Source organism: Paradesulfitobacterium aromaticivorans (assembly GCF_054657415.1).
The window spans coordinates 1,157,241-1,180,761 of sequence record NZ_BAAHYT010000010.1 but is presented as its reverse complement, the minus strand read 5'-3'; the positions used below and the strand labels follow the sequence as shown (position 1 = coordinate 1,180,761).

The following is a 23,521-nucleotide window of genomic DNA, read 5'->3' as shown; positions in this document are numbered from 1 at the left end:
TACATGTCCTTCTAGTCTAACACCTGTGGTGTACTAAAAAAAGGTCTGCTAAATCTCCAACTGCTTCAATGCCATCCCGATGAGTTTATCTGCATAATCTGCCATGAACAGCGGGATATTCAGCAAATCATCGTCCAGCCGAAGGTTGTTAAGTGAAAAACGGACACGGAGTTTGACCTTATCTCCGTATTTCTCTTTAAACTTCTTCAGACTCTTGCTTTCTACATTGCTCTCCGATTTTACCTCAATGGGGAAAATATCGTTTTCTCTCTGAATCAGAAAATCCACTTCATAACGGGGATTATCCATCGTCCAATAACGTGGCATTGCCTCAAACTGGTTTTTCAGCGCTTGGAGCACATAATTCTCGCTGAGCGCTCCCTTAAACTCCACGAACAGGCGGTTGCCTTCGCTGAAAGCAGAGGGTGCCAGCAACGACAGACGGCGCAAAAGTCCCACGTCCACCAGATAAAGCTTGAATACAGACAGATCGTCAGAGGCCGAAATTGGCAGTCCCGGCGCACTGCTGCGGTAGATTTTATAAGTCAGGTTCGCATCACAAAGCCATTGCAGAGCGTCTTCATATTCTCTGGCCCGGGCGCCTTCTTTGACCACCTTATAGATGAACTTTTTATTCTCTCTCGCGAGCTGCGAAGGAACTGATTTCCAGATGAGCGAAATCTTTGGGAAATCCTTAGTGTCTGGATGTTTGGCAAAGTCCCGTTCATATGCCCCTAATATATTAGAAAGCACCTGCTGCATGAGCTCAACATCCCGATCTTCTGTCCAAGATCGAACGGATTCCGGCATTCCACCGGTGACAAAATACATCTTCAGCTTTTCATAAAGGGGATTGAAGAAAGCATCCGGAATGGTTTCAAGGCTATCTATGCTGTTCAAGTAGGCAACAAGATTGCCGTCACCATTGGCCATTAAAAATTCGGTGAAGGTCATGGGCCCGATCTCCAAAAAATCTACCTTCCCGACGGGAAAAGAGGCAGGCTTCGACAAGGCAATGCCCAAAAGTGAACCTGCGCAGGCCACATGATGTTCCGGTGCATTTTCGCAGAAATATTTGAGCGTATTCAGAGCATTAGGGCATTCCTGTATCTCGTCGAAAACAATGAGGGTTTCCTCCGGCTTCACTGTTTGACCGCTTGCCATCATCAGGTTTTGCAGAATGCGATCAACATCCTTTGTTTTTTCAAAAAACTGCTTGTATTCCTCGTGCTCATCAAAGTTAAAATAGGCGATATTTTTATAATAACGTCTGCCGAATTCCTTGAGCAGCCATGTTTTGCCCACCTGACGAACGCCTTTTAAAATGAGGGGCTTACGGTGTTTGGATTTTTTCCATTGCAGCAAATCCTGCAAAATCAGTCTTTCCATAGCGTCACCTCCCAGATTATCACATAATTATACATATTTTGCGTTTATTTATCACACTATTATTAATAGTATACCCATGTATCCGGCAAAAAGTCAATATGTCACATAAATATAATAATATTTAGCAATATAATCACATTTTTATGTATTATTAGGTCAATCTCAGGAAATATAGGGTACTCTTGGTGCGCAGTTATTCTCCCTCCACAATTTATCAGGGTATGTATAGCAAAAAAGCATGACGCCCTGCAGCACAAATAAAAAGAGCACCACAGGTTTTTATCATGTAGTGCCCTTAAAAATAGTTGTAATTATCTTTTCAGTACAATTAAAAATTCAATGGCTTCATGTACTGTCGTGAATGCATGCGTTCCCTAATACAGCCAACGGTTGCGGTTATCGGTATCTTCAAGGGTCGGCAAGCCATCATCCACCAGTGAGATTAGCGTCCATTTTCCGTTTTCGATGGCCGTCTCGTAATTTTCGGCGATCTCGCACGTGGTGTCATAGTCTCCCTTTTCATAAACTGGCACATACCTTTTCACCCGGTCTTTCATGCGCTCTTTATCAGCCGGAGATGCAATTGCAGGTGCTGTGCGCTCGTAATGCAAGAGCATCCAATACTCCATACATGCCGTCGTCATGAGCAGACGAACCTTTATCCGAGGCTTACGCAGTTTTCGCAGCTCTTTGATGATCTTATAATTTTTCTCCCAGTGCACAGCCTTCTCAAGCTTGGTGTCAAAGAAAAACCAAATTTCATCCGTTACCTCAGCGGTGTTTCGATACTTAGGGCTGTTCCTGAACATATTGACTGCCTCAGCGTACTCAAAAAACGCCCAATGTAACCGACACCAATTCTAAACACTGTATGAACCGTGCTTTTGCTTACTCCAAACACATCTGCCGTCTGCCTTACGGTTGCGCTTGATTCCAGGATATAATTCCCTATGTTACAGTACCCTTTTGCGAATGTATTCCTGCATGCCGCGGCCAATTTATGTACATCTATGATACGTTTTAGCTTAATACGTTACTCCAACGACTTCAAAGCCATCCCGATCAGTTTATCCGCATAATCTGCCATGAACAGCGGGATATCCAGCAAATCATTGTCCAGCCGCAGGTTGTTCAGCGAAAAACGGACACGGAGTTTGACTTTAGGAGAAATACAAACGCTTACCGATTTTGTCCAGGAAGCCATGGTTCAAAATGGCCGTAATATTGAATTTAACACTCTGTTCATCGCTAGTTGCTACATCAGCAGCTTTATGATAGCATAAGATTATCAGTCATGGAACAATAATCCAGTTGAAAAGCCTCATGGGGGAGGTTGACGATATGCCCACACCACAACCGGATAAAAAATATACCTACACAGACTACCTTACATGGCCGGAAAACGAACGCTGGGAGATCATCGAGGGAGTACCGTACCTGCAAACTGCGCCGACCTGGCAACATCAGAGTATCTCGGGCGATCTTTTTAGACAAATCTCAAATTATCTGGTCAATCATCCTTGCCGGGTGTTTGCTTCCCCTTTTGATTTGAGGCTTCCGGAAACGAACGAAAAGGATGAAACCACCACATTTGTTGTCCAACCAGACATTATCGTTGTTTGTAATACCAAAGGGCTTAAAGGAACGGGCTATTACGGAACGCCTTCGATGTTAATAGAGATCACGTCCCCGTCCACCAGTAAGATGGATCGATTGTATAAGTTCAATAAGTATGAAAAAGCCGGGGTTAAAGAGTACTGGATTGTGGAAGCGGAAGCGAAAATCGTTAGTGTCTTTATTCTTCAAGATAATGGACAATATGGAAGACCGAAGGTGTATTCAGAAGAAAGTCAAGTTGAAATAAGTATTTTTCCGGATCTTATCGTGGATCTAAAGTCTATTTTTGAGCGCATTTAGATATTTTCTACTTAGACTTGACCGTTCCTTCTCATTTTTGCTCATGCCAAAAGCCATCTCTTGATTATTTTTCAAGGGATGGCTTTTCTACTTTGCAATGCAACGAGTTCACTCCATTACTTCGTCCCCATATCTTACTTCATAATGCAACTGGGTCTGCCCGCTGACCGCATCTGGGCCGCCATCAAGGGCAACCTGACCCAGAACGGCCTGCCGCTCAACTTTATCCCCTACTTTTACCCTGAGATTATCAAGACAGCCGTAAGTCACAAACCAGCCTCCGCCACAGTCTATTTCAACCTTTTGGCCCAGGAATGGATCAACGCCTGCATAAATTACCGTGCCCCCGCGCGTGGCTGTGATTATTGCTCCTTCAGCCTGGATATAATCCGTTCCGGAGTGAAAAAGATTATCCTGAATATCTTCAAAATAGTAGCTGCCAACAGCCCGCAACTGCGGTCCCTGCACCGGTGCCGGGAAATCCGCGAGCGTAAGTTCGTTAATCTGGGCTCCCTCCGGCACCGGTAAAGCTGTCTGAGGGTCTGTACCTTCTTGCCGGTTTGAACTTTCTTGCTGCATTGCTTCTTCTTCCTGATTCGGAATCTCATGCAATTGTTCCCCCTGAACCGGTAATGACAGTTCTGCATCATGGCGGCTGTCAGCTGTCACCGTCATCAGAGCCAAGCCAGCAGCTAATAGTGCTAAAGCCAACAAGCCTATTCTTAACCATATTTTTGTCCACTTCGTCCATTTTCTCATAATCTCACCCCGGTTCTATCCTGCCCACAACCTGCAGCATTTAGACCAGGCTAAGATTTCACGTTCACCCTTTTTTCAGCCCTTGATTGTGGCCTTAAGACCACTCTGCTATACTGAAACAGGGTGAGAAAATGCTTAATAATTTGTTACATATTCTTCTTTATCTGTATATATTTTTGCTGCCATTTCTTCCCCTGAGTTTCGGGAGCGTAACCGTCCCGGTCTCCGGCGATATTTTTTTGGCAGCGATCTTTGGAGTTTTCGGGCTTACCCTTCTGGTTCCGGATTCCAGAAAGCGTCTTCTTACGGTCTTGCGCACAGCCCGTCCCGGAATTTTGGAGTTTTTTCTCGTCCTGATGACCTTGCTCATGCTTGCTTCTGTTGCATATGCTTTGGAAAAAAAACTGGCCCTCAGCGAAAGTCTTCGTTTTATGAGCTATGTTTTATTATTTTTAATCATGAAGTATTCTTTGGATTCCTTCTCAGTTCTTAAAAAGTTGTTAGGCTCATACATACTGAGTGCGACTGTCCTCAGTGTAACAGGAACTTACCAATATTTCTTCAAGCCTGAGTTTCTCCAACAATGGATGAGCGCAGGTGGAGATGTCGTACGGGTTCCCGCAGCTTTCGGCAACCCTAATTCTTTCGGAGCTTATCTTGTGCTTATGCTGTTCCCGGTTTTGATACTTGCGTTTACCCAGCGCAAAAACCGATCCGGCCTGGTCTACGGATTCCTTTCCCTACTGCTGTTATTGAACATTGTTTTTACAGGCTCGCGCAACGCCCTGCTCGGCCTGATTCTCGGTTGTCTGGTGCTCGTATTTGTCTATAATTGGCGTATTATCACTGCCTTTGTTCTTCTTGCCCCGGTGGCACTGCTGTTGCCGCAAGTCTCTACCCGTCTCCATGACCTAGGGAACATTTCACAAAACATGTCCCGCATTAGGCTCTGGCAAACAGCACTTAAAATGATCCAAGATCATCCTCTTCGAGGAGTAGGAAATGGGAATTTCGTAAGTTATTATGATCAATACATTGCAAAATACCCCGACTTAGCCTGGGAAGATTGGAAACGCTACCCTGTTCACAACTCTTACCTCAAAGTGCAAAGTGAGTTGGGAATAGCGGGAAGCGTCTCCCTGGCCGGGATTCTTGTCAGTGCCTGGCTAATCGTCAAGAAAGCGGCGAAATTTATTTCCGACCCGTTTTTAAGTAGCTTTTTTACCGGCTTTTTAGCTTCCATACCGGCATTTTATTTTATGAACTTGTCAGATAACCTCCTGTTTGTACCCAAAGTTACGTCCTATTTCTGGCTTATGCTGGCTATTGCCGCCAGTGCCCTAAGGCAGGCTGAGCGTTAGTCCCAACTGTCCCTTTCAGGCACGTGTTCTTGAAAGCCTGTCCAATACAGCTTGTGCCTGTGACATCCTGCCTAAACGCGCTTACTTGGATATTGTAAGAATTTTAGTGCCCGGGTAGAAGTGAGCAAGAATCTCTTCATATCTCTGGCCTTTTTGTGCCATATCATTCGCACCGTACTGGGACATTCCGACTGCATGCCCGTTGCCGTAAGTGGTAAACGTTATTTGCCCTGGTGCGACTGACCACTCAATATCTGTGGAGGCCAGCCCCAGTAAAGTACGTAGCTGGGTAGCCGCATATGTCCGTCCAAGCAGCGTAAGGGTGCGGACCCGTCCTGTGGTCGTGCGCGATACTACTTTGACATCTGCGGTACTAATATTAGTCGGCACTTGGGATAAATTTAACTTTTGGGCCAGTTCTTGTACGCTAAAAGTAAACTTTTTTACGAAACGCTCCGGATTTTCTTCCCCTGAACTCACATTTTGCAGATAAGGACGGGCTTCGCTCCACACGTCTTCCGATCTCTCAGTTGGTTTACGGCCGCTGCTGCTATAAAAAAAGGCATCAATGTATTCCCCGTTCGCTACTAACACCTGGCCGCCTGTACCTTCTACCGCTTTGGCAATGCGTGCCCGGTACCGCCAGTAACCAACAAGCCCCCACTTCGTGCGCATTTGCTTGTCAGATAGCCAGGCTTGGGTTAGCACTGTCGTATCGACATCATAGCCAGGATCAGGCACCGGTACGTGGCTTAGGCGTTTGGCAGCATAAGTGCGGGCAGCCACCGCCTGGGCTTTGAGAGCCTCGGCTTTGAACTCAGCAGGCATCTCCGCCGCCACGACCCCGATCAGGTATTCCTCCAAAGGGAGCTTGTCAACTTTGCCGTCAGGCATTAACGCCCGGATCTGATAGTCTCCCGCCGGTTTTTTATGCCAGCGCAGAGCAGTCCACGGGAGTATCGCTACAATACAAACTGAAAGCACGATGATCCAGAGCCATTCTCTTTTCATTTCTATTATCCCTCCCGTTAGTTTGGGCGCGCACGCAGCATCTTCCGGCACGCACGCGTACAAGCTTCTGCTTAAAACTATGCGAGAAGGATTTGGAATATGGCTTTGATAAAAATTAAACCGGATTCAGATGATCCCTGATCCGGTTAGCTTCCTAATTTAGACCCAAATGCCAAAATGCCATTTAGATGTGACACCAAAAAGGTGCAAAGGTTGGCAGGCTGCACACGCTAATTAGCTATTGTGAGACATGCCTACACCCTTCTGATATCTGCACCGAGGCCGAGAAGCTTCTCTTCGATGCGCTCATAACCCCGGTCAATGTGGTGGGTCCCGGAAATCTCGCTTGTGCCGTCAGCCGTTAGCGCAGCTAAGATCAAGGCTGCTCCGGCCCTTAGATCTGTAGCCGTAACCGGGGCAGCGGTCAGGGAAGGGACTCCTTTGATGATTGCGGTTCGGCCCTCGATTTTAATGTCTGCTCCCATGCGTTTTAATTCGTCCACATGCATAAACCGGTTCTCAAATATTGTCTCCGTGACCATCGATTCGCCTTGCGCCCGGCTAAGCATACCCAGAAAAGGAGCTTGCAAATCCGTTGAAAACCCAGGATGAACCTGGGTTTTAACGTCCACGCCCTGATAGCGTCCATCTCCGCTGATACGGATTCCGTCTCCTTCTTCAAACACCTGGATTCCCGCTTCCACCATTTTCGCCAGCAGGGGCTTTAAATGATCAGAGATTACATTTTGCACCAACACATCTCCCCCAACTGCCGCAGCGATCAAAAGAAAGCTTCCGGCTTCAATCCGGTCCGGAATCACGGTGTGAGTTGTGCCATGCAGTTCCTGTACCCCTTCAAGGTGAATTACACTTGTGCCTGCACCACGGACTTTTCCACCCATCTCATTGATAAAATTAGCTAAATCCACTATTTCAGGCTCCTGGGCCGCGTTTTCGATCACGGTGACTCCTTCCGCCAAAGTGGCAGCCATCATGATGTTTTCCGTTGCCCCGACACTGGGAAAGTCTAAGTAAATCCGTGCCCCTTTCAGAGTTTGGGCCTTGACATCAAGAAAGCCGTGATCCATCCGTACCTCTGCTCCTAAGGCCTCCAAGCCCTTAAGGTGCCAGTTGATCGGACGCGAGCCAATGGCGCACCCGCCCGGATGGGAAATGCGCACCCGCCCTTGCCGGGCCAGGAGCGCACCCATAATGACAATCGAAGCCCGCATCTGGGTCACCAGGTCGTGGGGTGCCTCAATACGCTCAAGCACACGCGCCTGAATATGCAGCTGGGAACCGTGCCGGGTAACGCGCGCGCCCAGGGACTCAATCACCTCGGTCATCACGCTTACGTCTATTAAATCAGGCGCCTCCTCCAAAATTACCGGATCCGCTGTCATCAGACTGGCGGCTATAATCGGAAGCACCGCATTTTTGGCACCGCTGACTGTCACCGTCCCCTTAAGGGGTTTGCCACCTTTAATTAAGAATTTGTTCAAGTTACGGAGTCACCCCTCTTGCGCATCTAACTTCGTCCAACTTCGTCCAACTTCAAACAACTTCAAACAACTCGTCTTACTTCGTCTTGCTTTATCTAACTTCGAGTATTCTCTCACAGAGGTTGTTTTTCCTTCTTTATTTCGACCCTTTTAGATGTTAAAACTCTTCCAAAAGAGTGGGCAACGCGAGCACACTTTTCCCTGTTCCAGTTCCTGAGCGCGTTAATACTTGTATATTTATACGGTCAGGCCCTGCTTGCACTGTTTTACTGCCATCAGGACGGTAGGCCGCAATCGAGTGTGTCTGATCAGCTGCCATCCATTGGCGCGGCTGGGCCTCTACTTGGGTCAAATAAGCGGCTATGTCCACTGTCCCTGCAACACGTTCATCTAAATATAAATACCCGCCATTTCGCTCCACTTTAGCGGCGAATCCGGCGTACCATTTATTGATCTCTGTTTCTTCATCCCTGGTTACTAAGCGTCTGCCTAAAACTGTTACAGCTTGTGTGCCGCCCGCGGTTTCTTTGACGCTTGTTTGCCATTTCCACTCTCTCTGGGCTAATTCTTGGCGTAGGACACGCGGAATCTGATCACCGTTAAACCACAGAATCAGGCGCACCTCTGCCTGAGGTGCGTCCACTAACCCGGATTCAAGTAACCAGGGGAGTCTGGAATTATGCTGAGCTCCCGCGAGCAAAGTGTCATTTCGAACATACTTAGCATTAGACCATATTAATAATAATGTAAAAACCAGGGCAAGCACAAGTAACAGTTTTTTCCCTTTTCTGAGAACGTGGAATTCCGAACAAACCATCGTTTTCTCCCCTGCAACATTTTTCTTATTCATATTCTTGCCAAAGGAGATAAAAGAAAACATGCCTTATGTATTTTGACTCTACGAATTATAACTACTCTGGAAAGAAATCACCCCAAGAATATATTCGGTTTGAATATATATTTTTAGTGGGTATGCTCTAAAATACGATTCATTTTTTGCAAAAGAATATCTGAAACTCGACACTTGACACATCCGTATCTTCACCATAGTCGCACTTAGCGCCCGGAAAATTATGCTTTTAGAATAGGCAAAAAAAAGATCACGTCTTATTTGCCGCGACCTTTTTTAATAATCCTATGAATTATTTGCCTTCTGCTCCGCCAGCACACTAAAGTTTACTTGCAGAGTCTCTCCCTGATAAGAGTTATCTGCGTCCAGAGGTAGAGTAACCCAAAAGTTAAGTTGGGACATGTATCCACATTAATAGGGCCCGCCGTGAACTCCTTTGGAAGATCAATAAAGTCACTCAGGGTACCGGATGCTACCACGATATTCCCAGACGTATCCGTTGAGACTTTTACCTGCAATTTGTCGGCTAAATGCCGGCTTCCTGGGGTTAAAGATGCTTGTACAGAATTTATGGCATCCACTCGTTCTTAATTAACAGTTACTATCGTTGTCCCTTGAATTTGATTGTCAAAGATGGTATTTACATAAAGTGTTGTACCCGGTGGGACGTCGGTACTGTCAAATGGTGGATCTCGTCTTATCCACTAATTCTCTTTTAGCGAATAACCAAGTCCAAAGCTAATGGATTAAAATCGAGTTAAACATTTGTTTGCCTTGCCTGAAGTACAGCTAGCAATCCTACTAAGCCTACGGACCGATATACTGACCTTGAAGCTGTCGCTAGTTCCTTTCTTGGAGACTGTTTGAACGATTTCCTTGCTCCAAAACGACAAACGCTTTCCAGCATACGGCCTGTGAGTCGTCATATACAGTAGCGATGTAGGTCGCATTAGTGACAACTGGGAAGTCAAAGGTGGAGAAGCGAGCCAAATAATGCGGTTCATCGAGGTGATTATCAAACTTAAGAGTACCGTCGCTTGTTCTAAAGAAATATGTAACCGTCCCTCCATCTTTTGCCGGCCCTGTAACCTCAAGACGAACATCATTATCGATACTTGGCTCATGCAAGTGGAATTTTATAGGAACTGTTGATTTTTGATGCAGCGTGAATTGAACATTACTAAACGGGGGTTCAAAACAACTTTCAACCGGGATATCTTGATCGTGCCCTACTGCACTAAATACAAATGAAACTGACGTTGATTGACCTTGAACGTCATTGTTACATTCTTTGGGCAATGATGCCGTAAAGCTCAAACCGGCCTGGCCCCCGGCAGAGATTGTTCCAAGCGGAAAATCCGCTAATTCACTTAAGAAACCTTCAAAAAGCGGACCATTATTATCTGAGATCTTAAGCAAGAGACTGTTAAAAAGTGCTTCCGACCCAGACTCCTGATTTGTATTAACACTATAATTAAAATCAAGATTACCGGTGTTGAGCACATTCACGAAGGAACTGACCTGATCCCCCGGTGCCATATTATCCGCCGTAAATAAGGCACTAGTCGGGTTCGTAGCAATGTTGAGTTCGTAATAAGTAGTATCTGCGCGCGTGCTTTTTACCTGCCAAAATATGGTTATAAATAGTAGGGATGCTAACCCAATCACAATCCAGAGGGGAAATACATTGCGTTTCATATTTTAAACCCTCGCAGTTACCCGGCTGCGGCCTCAACCGGCTGCAGCCGGATTAGTACCTTGAGTAAACAAATAGGTTATTAAAGATTATTCTTAGTTTGTTCAGCTTGGAAGGAGAAGTCGAAGACAAAATTCTTGCCTTGAATGGCATTGCTAGCTTCTTCACTTAAGGTCACCGTGAAGGTAACGTTGACTGGCCCACCGTTAACAGTGAGAGCCGGAATATTAACCCAGCCGTCAAGTAGGCCGCTAAGCTTACCGGTATACAACGTCTTGTTGTTAGTCGGGTATAAAACGAGCACGTTCAACTTGTCGATAAATTCGTTGTAGGCTTCACCTGACTTCTCAGAAGAGTCGGAGTTTACTGTGGCCTTAAGTTTATTGATTTTAGCGGTCAGGGTACCTCTGTTATAGATCGTCATGGCACGGGAAATCTGATCACCAGGTGCCATTCCGCCAATTGATTCGCCTCCTGGAGGCTGATTAGGATCATTTTTGTTCGTGTCATACGGGAAAGCACCAGTGGAATCAGATTCCGCGGTGTAGAACATAGGGCCCGGAATATTATCTCCCATGTCACGTTCTAGATCCAGAATTACTGTCCCACTACTAAAGGTATTATTCGTATTAGTAGCCGAGCTGGTAAAAATGGCATAAGTCGCTCCGCCAACTGACAACCCGATGGCAAGCATCCCAGTTATGGAGAGCAAGGCCAGCTTTTTCTTAGAGATCATATCAACCCTCCTAAATTATAAGGGTGGCACTGCCACCCTTATCCAATTAACGCTACTTATTAGCGCTTCTTAAAAAACTTAGGCTAATCGTATATATTATTAGTTGTTCTTAGTTTGCTCAGCATCGAATGTGAGACCCAAAGTTGCGCTTGTGCCTTGGTAAGTGTTGTCAGCAGCCAATGGAAGAGCCCACCCGACTGTCAAAGTTTCACTTGCTCCTGCTGCCAGTACACGGTTGTTGTCTCCAGGAACAATTACGTTTCCGGCAGAATCCGCAATAGTAACTACTAAACCGTTGGGAGCAGCTGCAAGAGCCCCTGCCAGAGTCTCTGAAATGTCATAACGCAGTTCCAAAGAGCCCTCATTCGTTACAATAACTGGTGCTGATCCGCCGTCGCCAGGGGCTATGTTAGCGATGTCAAAATACTTGGTGCCGTCAGGTTTGTCCAGGCTGATTTCTACTGTACCCGCTGTGAAGGTGTTACCGGTGTTTGTCGCTGAATCACTGAAGATTGCGAAGGTCCCTGCTCCGATTAAGGTAGCTCCCAGTGCGGTGGTGGCCAGTGCGAGGCCGAACTTTGTTTTGATACTCATTGTTTTTTCTTCCTCCTTGTTTTTTGCCCCAAGTTGGGGTCAATTTGATTATTTTTGAATTCCCCAAAACCCGGCTCAAGTTGGCGAGGCCTATTCCGTATCGTTTTGAGAAATTTCAAACATTATTGCGCAAATCTTCGACGGTCAAAGGTTCATCAGGCTTGGCCTTTTCTTTTTCCATGTGTGAAATCGCGCGAAACAGAGAGACTAATTGCCACAAGATCAGTAGGGCTCCGGGTACAATCAGCAGCGAGATTACGCCTATTTTCGATTTAGCGAACGCGAGCGTATATCCCAAATAGGGGATTGTTATATTGGCATATTTCCCAACTACATTGCTTACAGGAATGGGTTTAGGATCTTCGGCATTGTTAGCATCCCCTTTGGTGGTAAAGCGTGTACTGGCCTCTACGCCCTCTATGGAAAGGATTCTGTGAGTTATAATTTTGTCTTTATCCTCCGGAGAACGGAAGGTTATGATATCCCCAACTTGTAATCTACTGATGTCTACCGCTGGATTCACTACTATCACGGACCCGGTATGAATAACCGGTTCCATCGAACCTGATAAAACTGTCATTAGCTCATGCCCAAAAACTTTGGGGGCCTCCCCGGATAGTTTTGCGGAAATCGAAAAATACGTAACAAGCAGCAAGCCCAGTAATAAGACTGCTGTTATAATATTTCCAGTCCATTTGAGAAAACGCTTCAACTTTAACCCTTCCCTCTAACAAACTAAACTTGCACCTGAGGTGCAATTTCTATATCTATTATCTGGTTTAGCCCTCGGATTTTCTTCACTCCAACGACTACGTTTTCTAGGACGAAAGGTACCCTCTTTGCTTCCACTTAAGATCCCATTGTTATTATCCTATGGAGCCATTCGCTGTTATCCTATCCGACACCAAAAAGAAGCCGGCCTAATGGTGATCAAGCCGGAAATGAAAAAAACCGAGAACGTGAACATCACAGTTTCTCGGCTTTAGATCGGTTGTATTCGAACCAGAGCATCGTCGATTACAGCGAAAAATTTAACGGATCTCTTGCCCGTTCATGTCAAATACTTTGTACCCTGGGTTTGCGGCAGCCGTAATCTTTGCGCCCTCCAAATTTACAAATGCCCCCATTTGGGATTTGGAGTCGGACCAATCTCTGCGCACTCTGTACCAGTGGGTATACGTTTGCACTTGTGCTTTGGTACCTTCATCCACATGACTTGCGCTCTCATGGCCACCGGATCCTGGCTGATCTTCTGATTCCAAAGGTGCTGCCCCAGCAGGAGGGATGTCTGGCTCGGAATTAACTGGCCCGGAGTTGCCTGGCTCTGAGAGAACCGGATTTGCGGATTCTTCGTTTTTTTCCTCCGATTCAGTTGCTTCCTCCGACTTCTTGTTTTTCTCCGGTTCGCTAACCTTCTTATTAAGCTCATCCGTTTCAAGGCCATCCACAGCCTGAGGATCACAACCTGTTGGGGGCGGTGCTGCAAAGGTCTGGGCCGCGGTGAATGTCATCGGCCCGGCGGAAACCTGAGAATTCAGGACAGCATACGTGCTTGAAGCTACGCCGGCCAGTAACACGACCAGGCCTGCTGCAGAAACTGTTTTCCACATAAGTTTGGAGAGCGCACCCTTACTCTTCTTCATATCCTGCTCTATGTCAGAGATACAGTGCCATTCCCTAGGAAGATTCGCTTTCTCATGGTCGTTGTGATTACTCATATGTCTCCCCTCATTTCCCTTGAATATAACCTTTGTTTCCCGGAACAAAAAATCCGGATAATTCCTCGTGCTAGAGGCTCCTCTTGTTAGCATAGATCGCCGCCTGAGTGCGGTCAGCCAAATCAAGTTTCGCCAAAATCTGGCTCACATGCTTTTTAACCGTGTATTCTGTAATATAAAGGCGTTTGGCAATATCCCTATTATTAAGCCCTTGCCCTAATGTTTTTAAGATTTCCTTTTCCCGCCGTGTAAGCTCATTCATAGGATCTTCTTCTTCTTTCATCAAAAGATCTATGATTTCAGGGTCGAAATATCTCCGTCCATGATGTACTAGCCTAATGGCCAAAATAAGTTCCTCCGGTAAAGCTTCTTTTAAAACATATCCGTGAACTCCGAGTTCCCCTACCTTGCGAAATTCCTCTTGCCCTGCGTAAGATGTTAGGATTATGAACTTGCATTGCAGCCCTTCTTTTTTACATGCACATATGATATCCAAACCTGACTCCTTTCTAAGTTTTAAGTCAACCAGCACGATATCCGGTTGGAATTCTTTGATCACATTTAGTCCATCCGCAACTTGTGCAGCTTCTGCAACTATATTAATACCCTTTTCCAAAGACAACACAGTGGCGATTCCGTGCCTGACAAGGGGATGGTCATCAATCATTGCTATGTTTATCATGCCGCCCCTCCCCGTTTATCCGAGAATAATAAGTCCTCGGTTTTATGAATATCCAGCGGGATTGTGATATCGATGTTTGTCCCAAAATCTGAAGAACTCTCTAAGTTAAACATTCCGCCATAGGTTTGAACCAAAGCTTTCATGTTCGTTAGCCCCAGTCCCATGTCATTTTCATTGATTTTTTCCCTGTTAAACCCTTTACCATCGTCTTTAATCATTAGCCTTAACATATTTCCTTTTACGAAGACGGAGATTTGGATGTTATGGCACTCTCCATGGCGCACAGCGTTACCCAATGATTCTCGAATAATTCGATGCAAAGCTTTTCTTAGGGAATCAACAATAATTACATACTCCACGCCCGTCTCAAGTGAAATGCTGACATCATACAGCTTTGAAAAATTGTCCAGGTACGTTTGGATGCTTGCCCTGAATGTTTGTTCCGGTTTCTGCTTTGAACTTAGACGATAAATAGAAGTGCGAAGCTCGGAAACCGCTTCACTTGCCGTCTCTGAAATTAGGTCAAGTTGTTCTTGCAGCTTTTCGCTCTGCATGTTTTTCCAGCTTCGTCGTAAGGAATAAATTCCATAGGCAATACCAAATAGACTTTGGGATAGTGTATCATGCATCTCGCCGGCAATACGGTTTCGCTCCTCAGTCAGTAAGTGCTTATATTTCACTTTATCTAAATATATTTTATCTAAGATACGCGATGTTGTTTGAGCAAGTTGAACAAGAAGTGACAAGGCCGTCGATATGTCTTGTTGCGGCTCATCCCATTCGATGCCCAATAGACCATAGGCATATTCGGAAGATTTTACAACCGTAATTAGGAAATGATGCTTACCCGAGGACCAGATGGGGGAAGCTATTGTGCCAGTGCTTAATTGTGCCCAATCTGACTGTATCCGGTAAGAGAGTATAGCGTTAAAATCGGGAGACTGGATTGGGGCTGTATCGAGTAAAGTGCAAAACCATTGAGACGGAGCTAACCAAAAAAAGGAGGTCTCACTTTCTGTAAAATGTCTGGCAACGAGCGCGCCTTGGTGAATCAGTACCCGCAAGTCATCTTGGTTATGGGTTTGAGCGGCTACTCGGTATAGGGAAAGTGCCTGATCCCGTGTCCGCTCTGTTTTTTCTTTCGAAGCTCGTAGTGACCCATTTATATCCTGTAAATTATTCTGTAAATTCAATACTTCAAGACTTAGGTGATCGCTTCTTTTAGCTAAGGGCACCGCTAATGTAACCAAGATCAAAACTAAAATCGAGTTCGCAATATCATGAGATAATATTGCCAGTGCGTGCGGTTGAGAGTATATACCTATCATTGAAGTGGCCGCGATTAAAGAAAAGTATAACGTCAGGTCAAGCCAGCAATACACCAGAGGCAACGAACTTGCAGCCAGCAATATCGGATTTAGGGCATACCAAGTGAATGGACTGCCTAATCCCCCCGTTAAAATAAGCAACAACGTGATCCCCACCGTTTCCGCAATGACGGCTATTCTAACCGCTTTGACTGAACCATCCCCATGTACATACAAACCGGTGATGAGTGCCTCTGTCAGTAGTGCCAAAATGATTGCTGCCTTTAGGATCAGGGAAAGGTATTCATTCCCCCATACAAAAAACAAGGACGTCAAGAACCATGAAAGATAGCGATATCCCCTTAAGAGCTTTGATACTTGGGAATTACCTTCAGAACAGAGCAACCTTTGGAAAGTAACCGGGAGTCCTTTTTTTAACCTATTCGTAAACATCACACCCTCAATATAGACTGTCTATGTGCGAGGAGTTGTTAAGCTTTTTGTTGAGCAAAATAAAATTGGCACACCTCAATAAGGTGTGCCGGTTTCACTACTTACTCCCCATAGCCAAAAGTAACCACATAAGGCTACGGATCATCATGTTCACACTGAGCAATATATATGCAGTTCGAACGCAGGCGATTACTTAACCGTTATCTTACTAAAACTTAAGTTCTTGATCTTATTCCGCTTGCGTCAGACGCCACCCTAATTCCACTTTTTGTATCGGTATTACGCCATGATGTATTCTTCACCAAATGGAAAATCCCTCCATGCAAAAATCCAAACTTTCTCTTAGAAAGCGGGCTGCTGCGACACAACCTGTAGCAATCCCCTAATAATTTAGTCAATTCAAACTGTTTGATGTAAAAATTTGCCAATTTTTAGGGTATAAAAATAGGGACCCCCTCAAAGGGTCCCTGCGATCAATCACTTAATCTCTAATGTGCTTCCTATTTCCGGACTTCATCTACCGCCTGGATGCGGGCCACTGCCTTGCGCAGGGCAAACTCCGCCCGGCGCACATCAATTTCCGCCGTGCGCTGGATCAGCCGTTTCTCAGCCCTTTCCTTAGCAGCTAAGGCGCGCGCCAAGTCAATCTTATCTCCGGGCTCGGCATTATCAGCCAAGACTGTAGCTTTGTTATCCCCAACTTCCACAAATCCGCCGGACAACGCCAACTTCCGGACTGAGCCATTCGCGGTATAACGCATAACTCCAGTTTGCAGTCCGGCAATCAGAGGGGCGTGATTGGGTAAAATCCCTAGCTCGCCGGACTCTCCGGGCAGGACAACATACTCCACTTCTTCTTTAACTACCAGTCCTTCCGGGGAAACCACTCTTAGAGTAAATGTTCCTGCCATGGCTTACGCCCCCAATTTCGCTGCTTTTTCCACAGCCTCTTCAATCGTACCCACCATGTGGAAAGCAGCCTCGGACAAGTTATCGTGTTTGCCATCAACGATTTCCTTAAATCCACGGATACTCTCTTTAAGAGGCACGTATTTTCCAGGCTGGCCGGTAAAGGCTTCAGCCACATGGAAAGGCTGAGACAGAAAACGCTGAATCTTACGGGCTCTAGCCACAATGAGTTTCTCTTCTTCTGAAAGCTCGTCCATACCCAGAATGGCGATAATATCCTGCAATTCCTTATAGCGCTGGAGAATCTGCTGCACACTGCGGGCAACCTGATAATGCTCCTCGCCCAGAATTTGCGGGGACAGGATGCGGGAGGTTGAGTCAAGCGGATCCACGGCCGGATAAATTCCGATCTCAGCAATAGCCCGGGACAGAACCGTGGTTGCATCCAAATGGGCAAAGGCTGTTGCCGGTGCGGGGTCAGTTAAGTCGTCAGCAGGCACGTAAATCGCTTGTACGGATGTGATGGAGCCCTTACGGGTGGAGGTGATGCGCTCCTGCAGAGCGCCCATTTCCGTAGCCAGGGTCGGTTGGTAACCAACAGCCGAAGGCATCCGACCCAAGAGAGCAGACACTTCCGAACCGGCTTGCGTAAAACGGAAAATGTTATCGATGAAGAGGAGCACGTCAAGTCCCTGTTCGTCCCGGAAGAATTCAGCCATTGTGAGACCGGTAAGTCCCACGCGCTGGCGGGCTCCCGGGGGCTCATTCATTTGCCCGAACACCATGGCCATCTTGTCGATAACTCCGGACTCCTTCATCTCATTCCAGAGGTCGTTTCCTTCGCGGGTGCGCTCACCCACCCCGGAGAATACGGAAATACCTCCGTGCTGCATGGCGATGTTGTTGATCAGCTCCTGAATTAAAACGGTCTTGCCAACGCCCGCGCCGCCAAACAAACCAACCTTGCCACCCTTAGCATAAGGAGCGAGCAGATCTACAACTTTAATTCCAGTCTCCAAAATCTGCGTGGACGGATCGAGGTTCACAAATTCCGGTGCCGGGCGGTGGATCGGGTAATTAATTTCCGAAACGACAGGCTCCTGCCCGTCAATCGGATCACCCAAGACGTTAAACATCCGGCCCAGAGTCTTCGGTCCCACCGCGATCGTGATCGGAGCCCCGGTATTGGTTGCTTGCAGCCCGCGCTGCAGGCCGTCTGTCGATGACATGGCAACACAGCGTACGGTATCATTTCCTAAGTGCTGGGCAACCTCCAAAGTCAAATGAATCTTTTGCTCGGGATAGTCGACCTTAACGGCACTATAAATTTCCGGCAGTTCGTCGGGAGCGAACTCCACATCGACTACCGGACCCATAACTTGCACAATCTTGCCGATATTCACAGGTGCCAAAACCTCCTTTTTGGGTATTTCCGGCAGCTTATTCGAGGGCGGCCGCCCCACCGACAATCTCAGAAATTTCCTTGGTGATTGCCGCCTGGCGGGCTCTGTTCATTTGCAGCGTGAGACGGTCAATCATGTCTTTGGCGTTATCCGTTGCTGAGCCCATGGCCGTCATCCTGGCTCCTTGTTCACTCGCCTTGCTTTCGAGCAAGATACGGAACACCACGGTCTCCACATATTTAGGCAACAAGCGGGCCAGTATTTCCTCAGGGGACGGTTCAAAAATATACTGCCTGCCCAGTTCGCCCTCAGGCTGCTCAATCGGTAAGACCTTCATGAGCGTTGGCTTTTGTTGGATGGCCGTGATAAATTCCGTGTACAGCAAGTGAACCTCATCAAATTCACCCTTCTGGTACAGATCCATTACTTCCCGGGCAATTTGCTGAGCTTGCAGGAAGCTGGGATCATCTCCGAGTCCGGTAAACTCCGCCAGGATTTCAACTTTGCCGCGGCGGAAGAAATCCCGGCCCTTGCGACCGACAGTCACCAAACCCTTACCGTTTGCTTGCTCTGCCAGGATTCCTGAAGTCATGCGGATGAGGTTGGCGTTAAACCCTCCGCACAGGCCGCGGTCCGAAGTAATCAGGACATACCCCACTCTGTGCACAGGCCGTCTGTCTAAGAGAGGATGGCTGACATCGACCTGCGCTTGAGCCAGGCGGGCCAATATTTCTTGCAGCTGGCGGGCGTAAGGGCGGGCGGAGACAACTTTCTCCTGCGCCTTCCTAAGCTTAGCAGCGGCAACCATTTTCATCGCCTTCGTAATCTGCTGCATGTTGCGCACGCTGCGGATGCGGCGACGAATATCGCGTACTCCTGCCACCTAGTTCACCTACTCCCTTTACATTAGGACAAGAAGCCCTGCTTAAATTCCTTCACGGCAGTCTCAAGCTTAGCGTTAAGCTCGTCCGAAAGCGCTTTCTTCGTGCGAATTTCCTCTAAGATATCCGCTTTAACGGAGCGCATGAAACGCAGATACTCCTGCTCGAACTTACCAACCTTAGCAAGATCGAGATCATCAATTAAGCCTTTAACCGCAGCGAAAATTACAACGACCTGTTCCTCAACCGGCATCGGCTGGTACTGACCCTGTTTAAGCAGCTCCATTGTGCGCTGCCCGCGGGCGAGGCGCATTTGTGTGACCTTGTCCAGGTCAGACCCGAACTGAGCAAAAGCCGCTAACTCGCGGTACTGGGCTAAGTCAAGACGCAACTGGCCTGCAACCTGCTTCATGGCCTTAATCTGGGCTGAACCGCCTACCCTGGATACGGAAATACCGACATTAATAGCAGGCCTGAATCCAGAGTAGAAAAGGTCGGACTCAAGGAAGATCTGGCCGTCCGTAATGGAAATAACGTTCGTTGGAATATAAGCGGATACGTCACCCGCCTGGGTCTCAATGATCGGGAGCGCAGTCATTGACCCGCCGCCCATCTCAGGAGAGAGCTTGGCAGCCCGCTCCAGCAAACGGGAGTGGAGATAGAAAACATCCCCTGGATACGCTTCACGTCCGGGCGGACGCCGGAGTAGCAAGGAGAGTTCGCGGTAAGCAACGGCTTGTTTGGACAGGTCGTCATAGATAATCAAGACGTGCTTGCCGTTATACATAAATTCTTCGCCCATAGCGCACCCGGAATACGGAGCGATATAGAGCATGGGCGCAGGCTCAGAAGCTGTAGCCGCGACGACGATCGAGTATCCCAGCGCGCCGTGATCCTCAAGCGTTTTAACCACTCCGGCCACCGTGGACGCTTTCTGGCCAATCGCGACATATATACAGATCACGTCTTGCCCTTTTTGGTTAATGATCGTGTCAATTGCGAGGGCGGTTTTCCCGGTCTGGCGGTCCCCGATGATCAGCTCGCGCTGGCCGCGACCGATTGGAACCATGGAGTCAATGGACTTAAGCCCTGTCTGCAGAGGCTCGTGCACAGATTTACGCGCAACAACCCCGGGTGCCATAGATTCGATCGGGCGGAATTTATCCGCTTTGATATCCCCTTTGCCGTCAATTGGCTGGCCCAGAGAGTTTACAACCCTGCCGATCAAAGCCTCACCGACCGGGACTTCCACGATCCTGCCCGTGCGCTTAACTTGGTCCCCTTCTTTAATTTCCCTAAACGAACCAAGAATAACGCACCCGATGTTGTCCTCTTCGAGGTTCATGGCCATGCCGTAAACCCCTCCGGGAAACTCGAGCAGTTCCCCGGCCATGGCTTTCTCCAAGCCGTAAATACGGGCAATCCCGTCTCCAACTTGGATAACAGTACCCACATCTACTACTTCCATCGTATCTTTGTATCGTTCGATTTGCTGCTTAATAATCGAGCTTATCTCTTCTGGACGTAAATTCATCCTGTCATCTCACCCCTATTCCCTGAGGTTCTTTCTCCGGAGTCTTGCGCAGTTCTTCCCGCATGCGCTCGAGGGAATGGGCAACCGAACCGTCAAATACCCGGTCCCCCACCTGGACCAAAACTCCACCGATAAGCTCAGGCCTAAGTTCACTTTTCAGGCGGACATCTTTCCCGGTCAAACGGCTGAGTTCCCGTTGTAATCGTTCCTCTTGGCTGGGCGTTAAGGATACGGCGCTCGCAATTTTGGCCTCAATCACTTGACGCTTGTCATCTGCCAATTGGATAAATTCGCGCGCAATCAGCGGCAATAAACTCTGCCGCCTGCGGTCAATAAGCAAATACAAAAAATTGCGTACGGTCTCCCCGACCTGATCTCCCATCAGCTTGTCCATGAGTGACTTCTTCTCCGTCAGGGAGATATGAGGATGGTACAGAACCTGTTCTACTTCGTCATAAGTGCGTATAAGTTCTGTCAACCCCATTAGTTCCCCTTGAATCTGATCCAAAGAGGATTTCTCCACGGCGAGTTCAAACAAGGCTTGGGCATACCGGCGGGCCAGCGCTCCGCTTAACATGGCATATCCCCTACCTCTTGAATGAATTGCTCAATCAGCTGTTCCTGGCCGCGCAGATCAAGTTTCTGGCGGATGATTTTCTCGGCGACAGCCACAGACATCGCGGACACTTGGGCTTGAACATCGGCAATCGCTCTGTCCCTTTCCCTTTCGATATCCGCTAAGGCGGCTTGCTTCGTCTTCACCGCCTCTTCACGCGCCTGGGCTAATATCTCATTGGCCCGCTCTTCACTCAACTTAGTGGCTTTGGCGATAACCTCCTGGGCCTCCTGGCGGGCTTTCCGCATTTCTTCCTGATATTCACGTTTAACTTGCTCCGCTTGCTCACGTTCCCTCTCTGCCTGGGCTAAGCTGTCTGCAATAAACTTGCGCCTGTCTTCCATTATCTTCATGAGCGGTTTCCAAGCGACCTTGCTTAGCAAAAACACTAAGAGCAGGAAAGATATTAACTGGGCAGGGAGCGTAAGATCAAATGCCATGGGATTCACCGGTTACCCCCCTCTCAAGTCTTAACATAGGGAATTTTTTCAAGGGGGAACTGTGCGTCCCCCCTTGATGCCTGCGGGCTTAAAGCCCGTTTCAGACTTACTTAGTGAAAATGAGAAGAAGGGCAATAACCCATGTAAGCAACGGCAAGGCCTCGATCAAGCCAACGCCGATAAACATAGTGGCTTGCAGCGAACTTTTAGCCTCTGGCTGGCGGGCAATACCTTCCACCGTTTTTGTAATAACACTACCATTACCAAGCGAAGCTCCGAGGGCTGCTAAACCAGCAGCAATTCCTGCACCAAGTGCAGCTGCAGCAGATACATCCACCGAAGTTTCCTCCTTTCCTTATTCCCCTAAAATTTTATTTTATTATTCCCTCAGTGCACGGAAGCGGCACTGAAAACAGACATTTTAATGGTCCCCGGCCGCGACGGCCTGGGCGACATAAGCGGTGGTCAGCACCGTAAAGACAAAGGACTGAATTGCCCCTACGAAAACACTGAATCCGAGCCAGATCACATCCGGTATAATTCCGGGCAAAACCCAGATTCCTGGCAGCATCAGAATAACTTTAAGCAGAATCTCGCCCGCGAAGATGTTGCCGAAAAGACGGAAGCCTAAAGTCATCGGTTTAGATGCCATGTCAATCACGTGAATCAGCAAAAAGGCTGGATTCGGTTCAAGAAAATGATGGAAATACCGACCACCGTGGTGCTTTACACCCATCGCAATCACCAAAATGATTGTGAGCAAGGCCAAAGCCAGGGTGGTATTAATATCGGCCGTGGGCGACATAAACGATGGTCCTTCAAAAATCTTATTTAATTCTGCAAACTCAACGTGGAAATACTCGAACAAATTAAATGTAAGGTTAGGTACAAGACCAAGCATGTTAGAAAAAAAGACGAACATAATCAGGGTAACCAAATACCCAAGCAGAGGACGCCCTTTCTCGTAACTCATGTTATCAGAGATCAACTTGCTTACAAAGTCAAACACCCACTCCAGGACATTCTGCATTTTCCCTGGCGTCCGACTCGAAAGCTTGCGCACACCGAGCAGCGCAAAAATGATAATGATAGCCATCACAATCCAGGTCATGACAAGAGTTTTGGCGTGCAGAGTGCCGCCAAAGAAATTCCAGAGGACTAATTCTTCATGCACTTCCTATCCCTCCTTTCCCTCCCTAATCTTAGAAATAATTGAAGCCGACATCGAAATCAGAACCCCGGCAGCGATTCCCGCTGCCAGACCCGGCAACCATCCTGGCTGGAAGCGCGCTGTCGCTGCCACCGCCAGGGTGATTGTCCCCAAACGCGCAAAAAAGCCCCGGCGCATCCTCTTCATGGCCGTGATCGCGTCCATTTCTGAACTTAGTAAAGTATCACGATGAAGCCACCCCGTCAGGAAAAACCCAATTGTATAACCAAGGAGCGCGCCTAACAAAGCCAGGCTGCCGCTCACGGAAACCCCTGTGAGAATGAGAGCCGACCCGCCCCCAAAAGCAATAACCCTACTTTTCACTGTCAGCCATCCCAAACTTCTTTAAGGTCACCACCAGGTAGGCACCCCCGAAGGCCAGCCCCGCGAGCATGAAAACAAGCTCCAGCCAAGGAGTTAGCCCCCAACGCTTATCTAAATAGCGTCCGAGGAGGTAACCGCCCCCGACTAAGCCCGCCAACGTGGTCGCAATACTGGTACCGAAAGAAACCGCTTTGAGCCAGGTTTTCCTGTTCTCTGCCATTCTCTTCAT

General features: G+C 47.6%; 25 protein-coding genes and 1 pseudogene. 2 read left to right on the top strand and 24 right to left on the bottom strand.

Annotated elements, in window-relative coordinates; translation table 11 throughout:
- Positions 1 to 48: 48 nt before the first annotated feature.
- The 3 genes and pseudogenes from ACYQ2N_RS11540 to ACYQ2N_RS11530 all read right to left on the bottom strand — a co-directional run.
- Positions 49 to 1,389, bottom strand: coding sequence for an ATP-binding protein (locus ACYQ2N_RS11540; RefSeq protein ID WP_459999369.1), 1,341 nt, complete (start codon positions 1,387 to 1,389; stop codon positions 49 to 51).
- Between the two features lie 374 nt (positions 1,390 to 1,763).
- Entirely contained in the window at positions 1,764 to 2,198 is a 435-nt protein-coding gene (locus ACYQ2N_RS11535; protein WP_459999368.1) for an RloB domain-containing protein, read from the bottom strand.
- 62 nt (positions 2,199 to 2,260) lie between these two features.
- Positions 2,261 to 2,375, bottom strand: a pseudogene (locus ACYQ2N_RS11530) (sporulation transcriptional regulator SpoIIID); the annotation flags it as partial.
- Positions 2,376 to 2,730: 355 nt separating this feature from the next.
- On the opposite strand from ACYQ2N_RS11530, the gene ACYQ2N_RS11525 reads away from it, so the two are divergent.
- Positions 2,731 to 3,306, top strand: coding sequence for a Uma2 family endonuclease (locus ACYQ2N_RS11525; RefSeq protein WP_459999367.1), 576 nt, complete (start codon positions 2,731 to 2,733; stop codon positions 3,304 to 3,306).
- A 108-nt stretch (positions 3,307 to 3,414) separates the two neighbouring features.
- Here ACYQ2N_RS11525 and ACYQ2N_RS11520 read toward each other — a convergent pair whose 3' ends face one another.
- Complete coding sequence (locus tag ACYQ2N_RS11520; protein ID WP_459999366.1) at positions 3,415 to 4,065, bottom strand: M23 family metallopeptidase; 651 nt, start codon at positions 4,063 to 4,065, stop codon at positions 3,415 to 3,417.
- 131 nt (positions 4,066 to 4,196) lie between these two features.
- On the opposite strand from ACYQ2N_RS11520, the gene ACYQ2N_RS11515 reads away from it, so the two are divergent.
- On the top strand, positions 4,197 to 5,426 hold the full coding sequence (locus ACYQ2N_RS11515) for an O-antigen ligase family protein (RefSeq protein ID WP_459999365.1): 1,230 nt from the start codon (positions 4,197 to 4,199) through the stop codon (positions 5,424 to 5,426).
- 81 nt (positions 5,427 to 5,507) lie between these two features.
- Here the strand turns inward: ACYQ2N_RS11515 and spoIID are convergent, their stop codons facing one another.
- The 20 genes from spoIID to ACYQ2N_RS11415 form a co-directional block, all read right to left on the bottom strand.
- Positions 5,508 to 6,437, bottom strand: a complete 930-nt coding sequence (spoIID, locus tag ACYQ2N_RS11510) for a stage II sporulation protein D (RefSeq protein WP_459999364.1) — start codon at positions 6,435 to 6,437, stop codon at positions 5,508 to 5,510.
- A 254-nt stretch (positions 6,438 to 6,691) separates the two neighbouring features.
- Positions 6,692 to 7,939, bottom strand: coding sequence for a UDP-N-acetylglucosamine 1-carboxyvinyltransferase (gene murA, locus ACYQ2N_RS11505; protein WP_459999363.1), 1,248 nt, complete (start codon positions 7,937 to 7,939; stop codon positions 6,692 to 6,694).
- 157 nt (positions 7,940 to 8,096) lie between these two features.
- A complete protein-coding gene (locus ACYQ2N_RS11500; protein ID WP_459999362.1) occupies positions 8,097 to 8,756 on the bottom strand; it encodes a hypothetical protein in 660 nt (219 codons plus the stop codon).
- 873 nt (positions 8,757 to 9,629) lie between these two features.
- The gene (locus ACYQ2N_RS11495; protein ID WP_459999361.1) at positions 9,630 to 10,487 is read right to left on the bottom strand and encodes a hypothetical protein; all 858 of its coding nucleotides are present in this window, start codon (positions 10,485 to 10,487) and stop codon (positions 9,630 to 9,632) included.
- Between the two features lie 80 nt (positions 10,488 to 10,567).
- On the bottom strand, positions 10,568 to 11,221 hold the full coding sequence (locus tag ACYQ2N_RS11490) for a hypothetical protein (protein ID WP_459999360.1): 654 nt from the start codon (positions 11,219 to 11,221) through the stop codon (positions 10,568 to 10,570).
- 99 nt (positions 11,222 to 11,320) lie between these two features.
- Positions 11,321 to 11,815: a TasA family protein gene (locus ACYQ2N_RS11485; RefSeq protein WP_459999359.1), complete on the bottom strand. Its 495-nt coding sequence runs from the start codon at positions 11,813 to 11,815 to the stop codon at positions 11,321 to 11,323.
- 115 nt (positions 11,816 to 11,930) lie between these two features.
- Positions 11,931 to 12,527 (bottom strand): signal peptidase I SipW, encoded by a 597-nt coding sequence (sipW, locus tag ACYQ2N_RS11480; RefSeq protein ID WP_459999358.1) that lies wholly within the window; start codon positions 12,525 to 12,527, stop codon positions 11,931 to 11,933.
- A 319-nt stretch (positions 12,528 to 12,846) separates the two neighbouring features.
- Entirely contained in the window at positions 12,847 to 13,533 is a 687-nt protein-coding gene (locus tag ACYQ2N_RS11475; RefSeq protein ID WP_459999357.1) for a hypothetical protein, read from the bottom strand.
- 70 nt (positions 13,534 to 13,603) lie between these two features.
- Positions 13,604 to 14,215, bottom strand: a complete 612-nt coding sequence (locus ACYQ2N_RS11470; RefSeq protein WP_459999356.1) for a response regulator — start codon at positions 14,213 to 14,215, stop codon at positions 13,604 to 13,606.
- Positions 14,212 to 15,792, bottom strand: a complete 1,581-nt coding sequence (locus ACYQ2N_RS11465; protein ID WP_459999355.1) for a sensor histidine kinase — start codon at positions 15,790 to 15,792, stop codon at positions 14,212 to 14,214. The genes ACYQ2N_RS11470 and ACYQ2N_RS11465 overlap by 4 nt, the downstream gene beginning before the upstream one ends.
- Before the next feature lie 683 nt (positions 15,793 to 16,475).
- Positions 16,476 to 16,886 carry a F0F1 ATP synthase subunit epsilon gene (locus tag ACYQ2N_RS11460; RefSeq protein ID WP_459999354.1) on the bottom strand — a complete coding sequence of 137 codons (411 nt, stop codon included), beginning with the start codon at positions 16,884 to 16,886 and terminating at the stop codon, positions 16,476 to 16,478.
- A 3-nt stretch (positions 16,887 to 16,889) separates the two neighbouring features.
- The gene (gene atpD / locus ACYQ2N_RS11455; protein WP_459999353.1) at positions 16,890 to 18,287 is read right to left on the bottom strand and encodes a F0F1 ATP synthase subunit beta; all 1,398 of its coding nucleotides are present in this window, start codon (positions 18,285 to 18,287) and stop codon (positions 16,890 to 16,892) included.
- Positions 18,288 to 18,324: 37 nt separating this feature from the next.
- The gene (atpG, locus tag ACYQ2N_RS11450; protein ID WP_459999352.1) at positions 18,325 to 19,170 is read right to left on the bottom strand and encodes an ATP synthase F1 subunit gamma; all 846 of its coding nucleotides are present in this window, start codon (positions 19,168 to 19,170) and stop codon (positions 18,325 to 18,327) included.
- Between the two features lie 23 nt (positions 19,171 to 19,193).
- A complete protein-coding gene (atpA, locus tag ACYQ2N_RS11445; RefSeq protein ID WP_459999351.1) occupies positions 19,194 to 20,702 on the bottom strand; it encodes a F0F1 ATP synthase subunit alpha in 1,509 nt (502 codons plus the stop codon).
- Between the two features lie 4 nt (positions 20,703 to 20,706).
- Positions 20,707 to 21,279, bottom strand: a complete 573-nt coding sequence (locus ACYQ2N_RS11440) for a F0F1 ATP synthase subunit delta (protein WP_459999350.1) — start codon at positions 21,277 to 21,279, stop codon at positions 20,707 to 20,709.
- The gene (gene atpF / locus ACYQ2N_RS11435; RefSeq protein WP_459999349.1) at positions 21,273 to 21,767 is read right to left on the bottom strand and encodes a F0F1 ATP synthase subunit B; all 495 of its coding nucleotides are present in this window, start codon (positions 21,765 to 21,767) and stop codon (positions 21,273 to 21,275) included. The genes ACYQ2N_RS11440 and atpF overlap by 7 nt, the downstream gene beginning before the upstream one ends.
- Before the next feature lie 97 nt (positions 21,768 to 21,864).
- On the bottom strand, positions 21,865 to 22,095 hold the full coding sequence (gene atpE, locus ACYQ2N_RS11430; RefSeq protein WP_206811214.1) for a F0F1 ATP synthase subunit C: 231 nt from the start codon (positions 22,093 to 22,095) through the stop codon (positions 21,865 to 21,867).
- A gap of 84 nt (positions 22,096 to 22,179) precedes the next feature.
- A complete protein-coding gene (gene atpB / locus ACYQ2N_RS11425; protein ID WP_460000524.1) occupies positions 22,180 to 22,869 on the bottom strand; it encodes a F0F1 ATP synthase subunit A in 690 nt (229 codons plus the stop codon).
- Positions 22,870 to 22,935: 66 nt separating this feature from the next.
- The gene (locus tag ACYQ2N_RS11420; RefSeq protein WP_459999348.1) at positions 22,936 to 23,292 is read right to left on the bottom strand and encodes a hypothetical protein; all 357 of its coding nucleotides are present in this window, start codon (positions 23,290 to 23,292) and stop codon (positions 22,936 to 22,938) included.
- Positions 23,282 to 23,512 carry an AtpZ/AtpI family protein gene (locus ACYQ2N_RS11415; RefSeq protein WP_459999347.1) on the bottom strand — a complete coding sequence of 77 codons (231 nt, stop codon included), beginning with the start codon at positions 23,510 to 23,512 and terminating at the stop codon, positions 23,282 to 23,284. Before ACYQ2N_RS11415 ends, ACYQ2N_RS11420 begins: the two co-directional genes overlap by 11 nt.
- Positions 23,513 to 23,521: the final 9 nt, after the last annotated feature.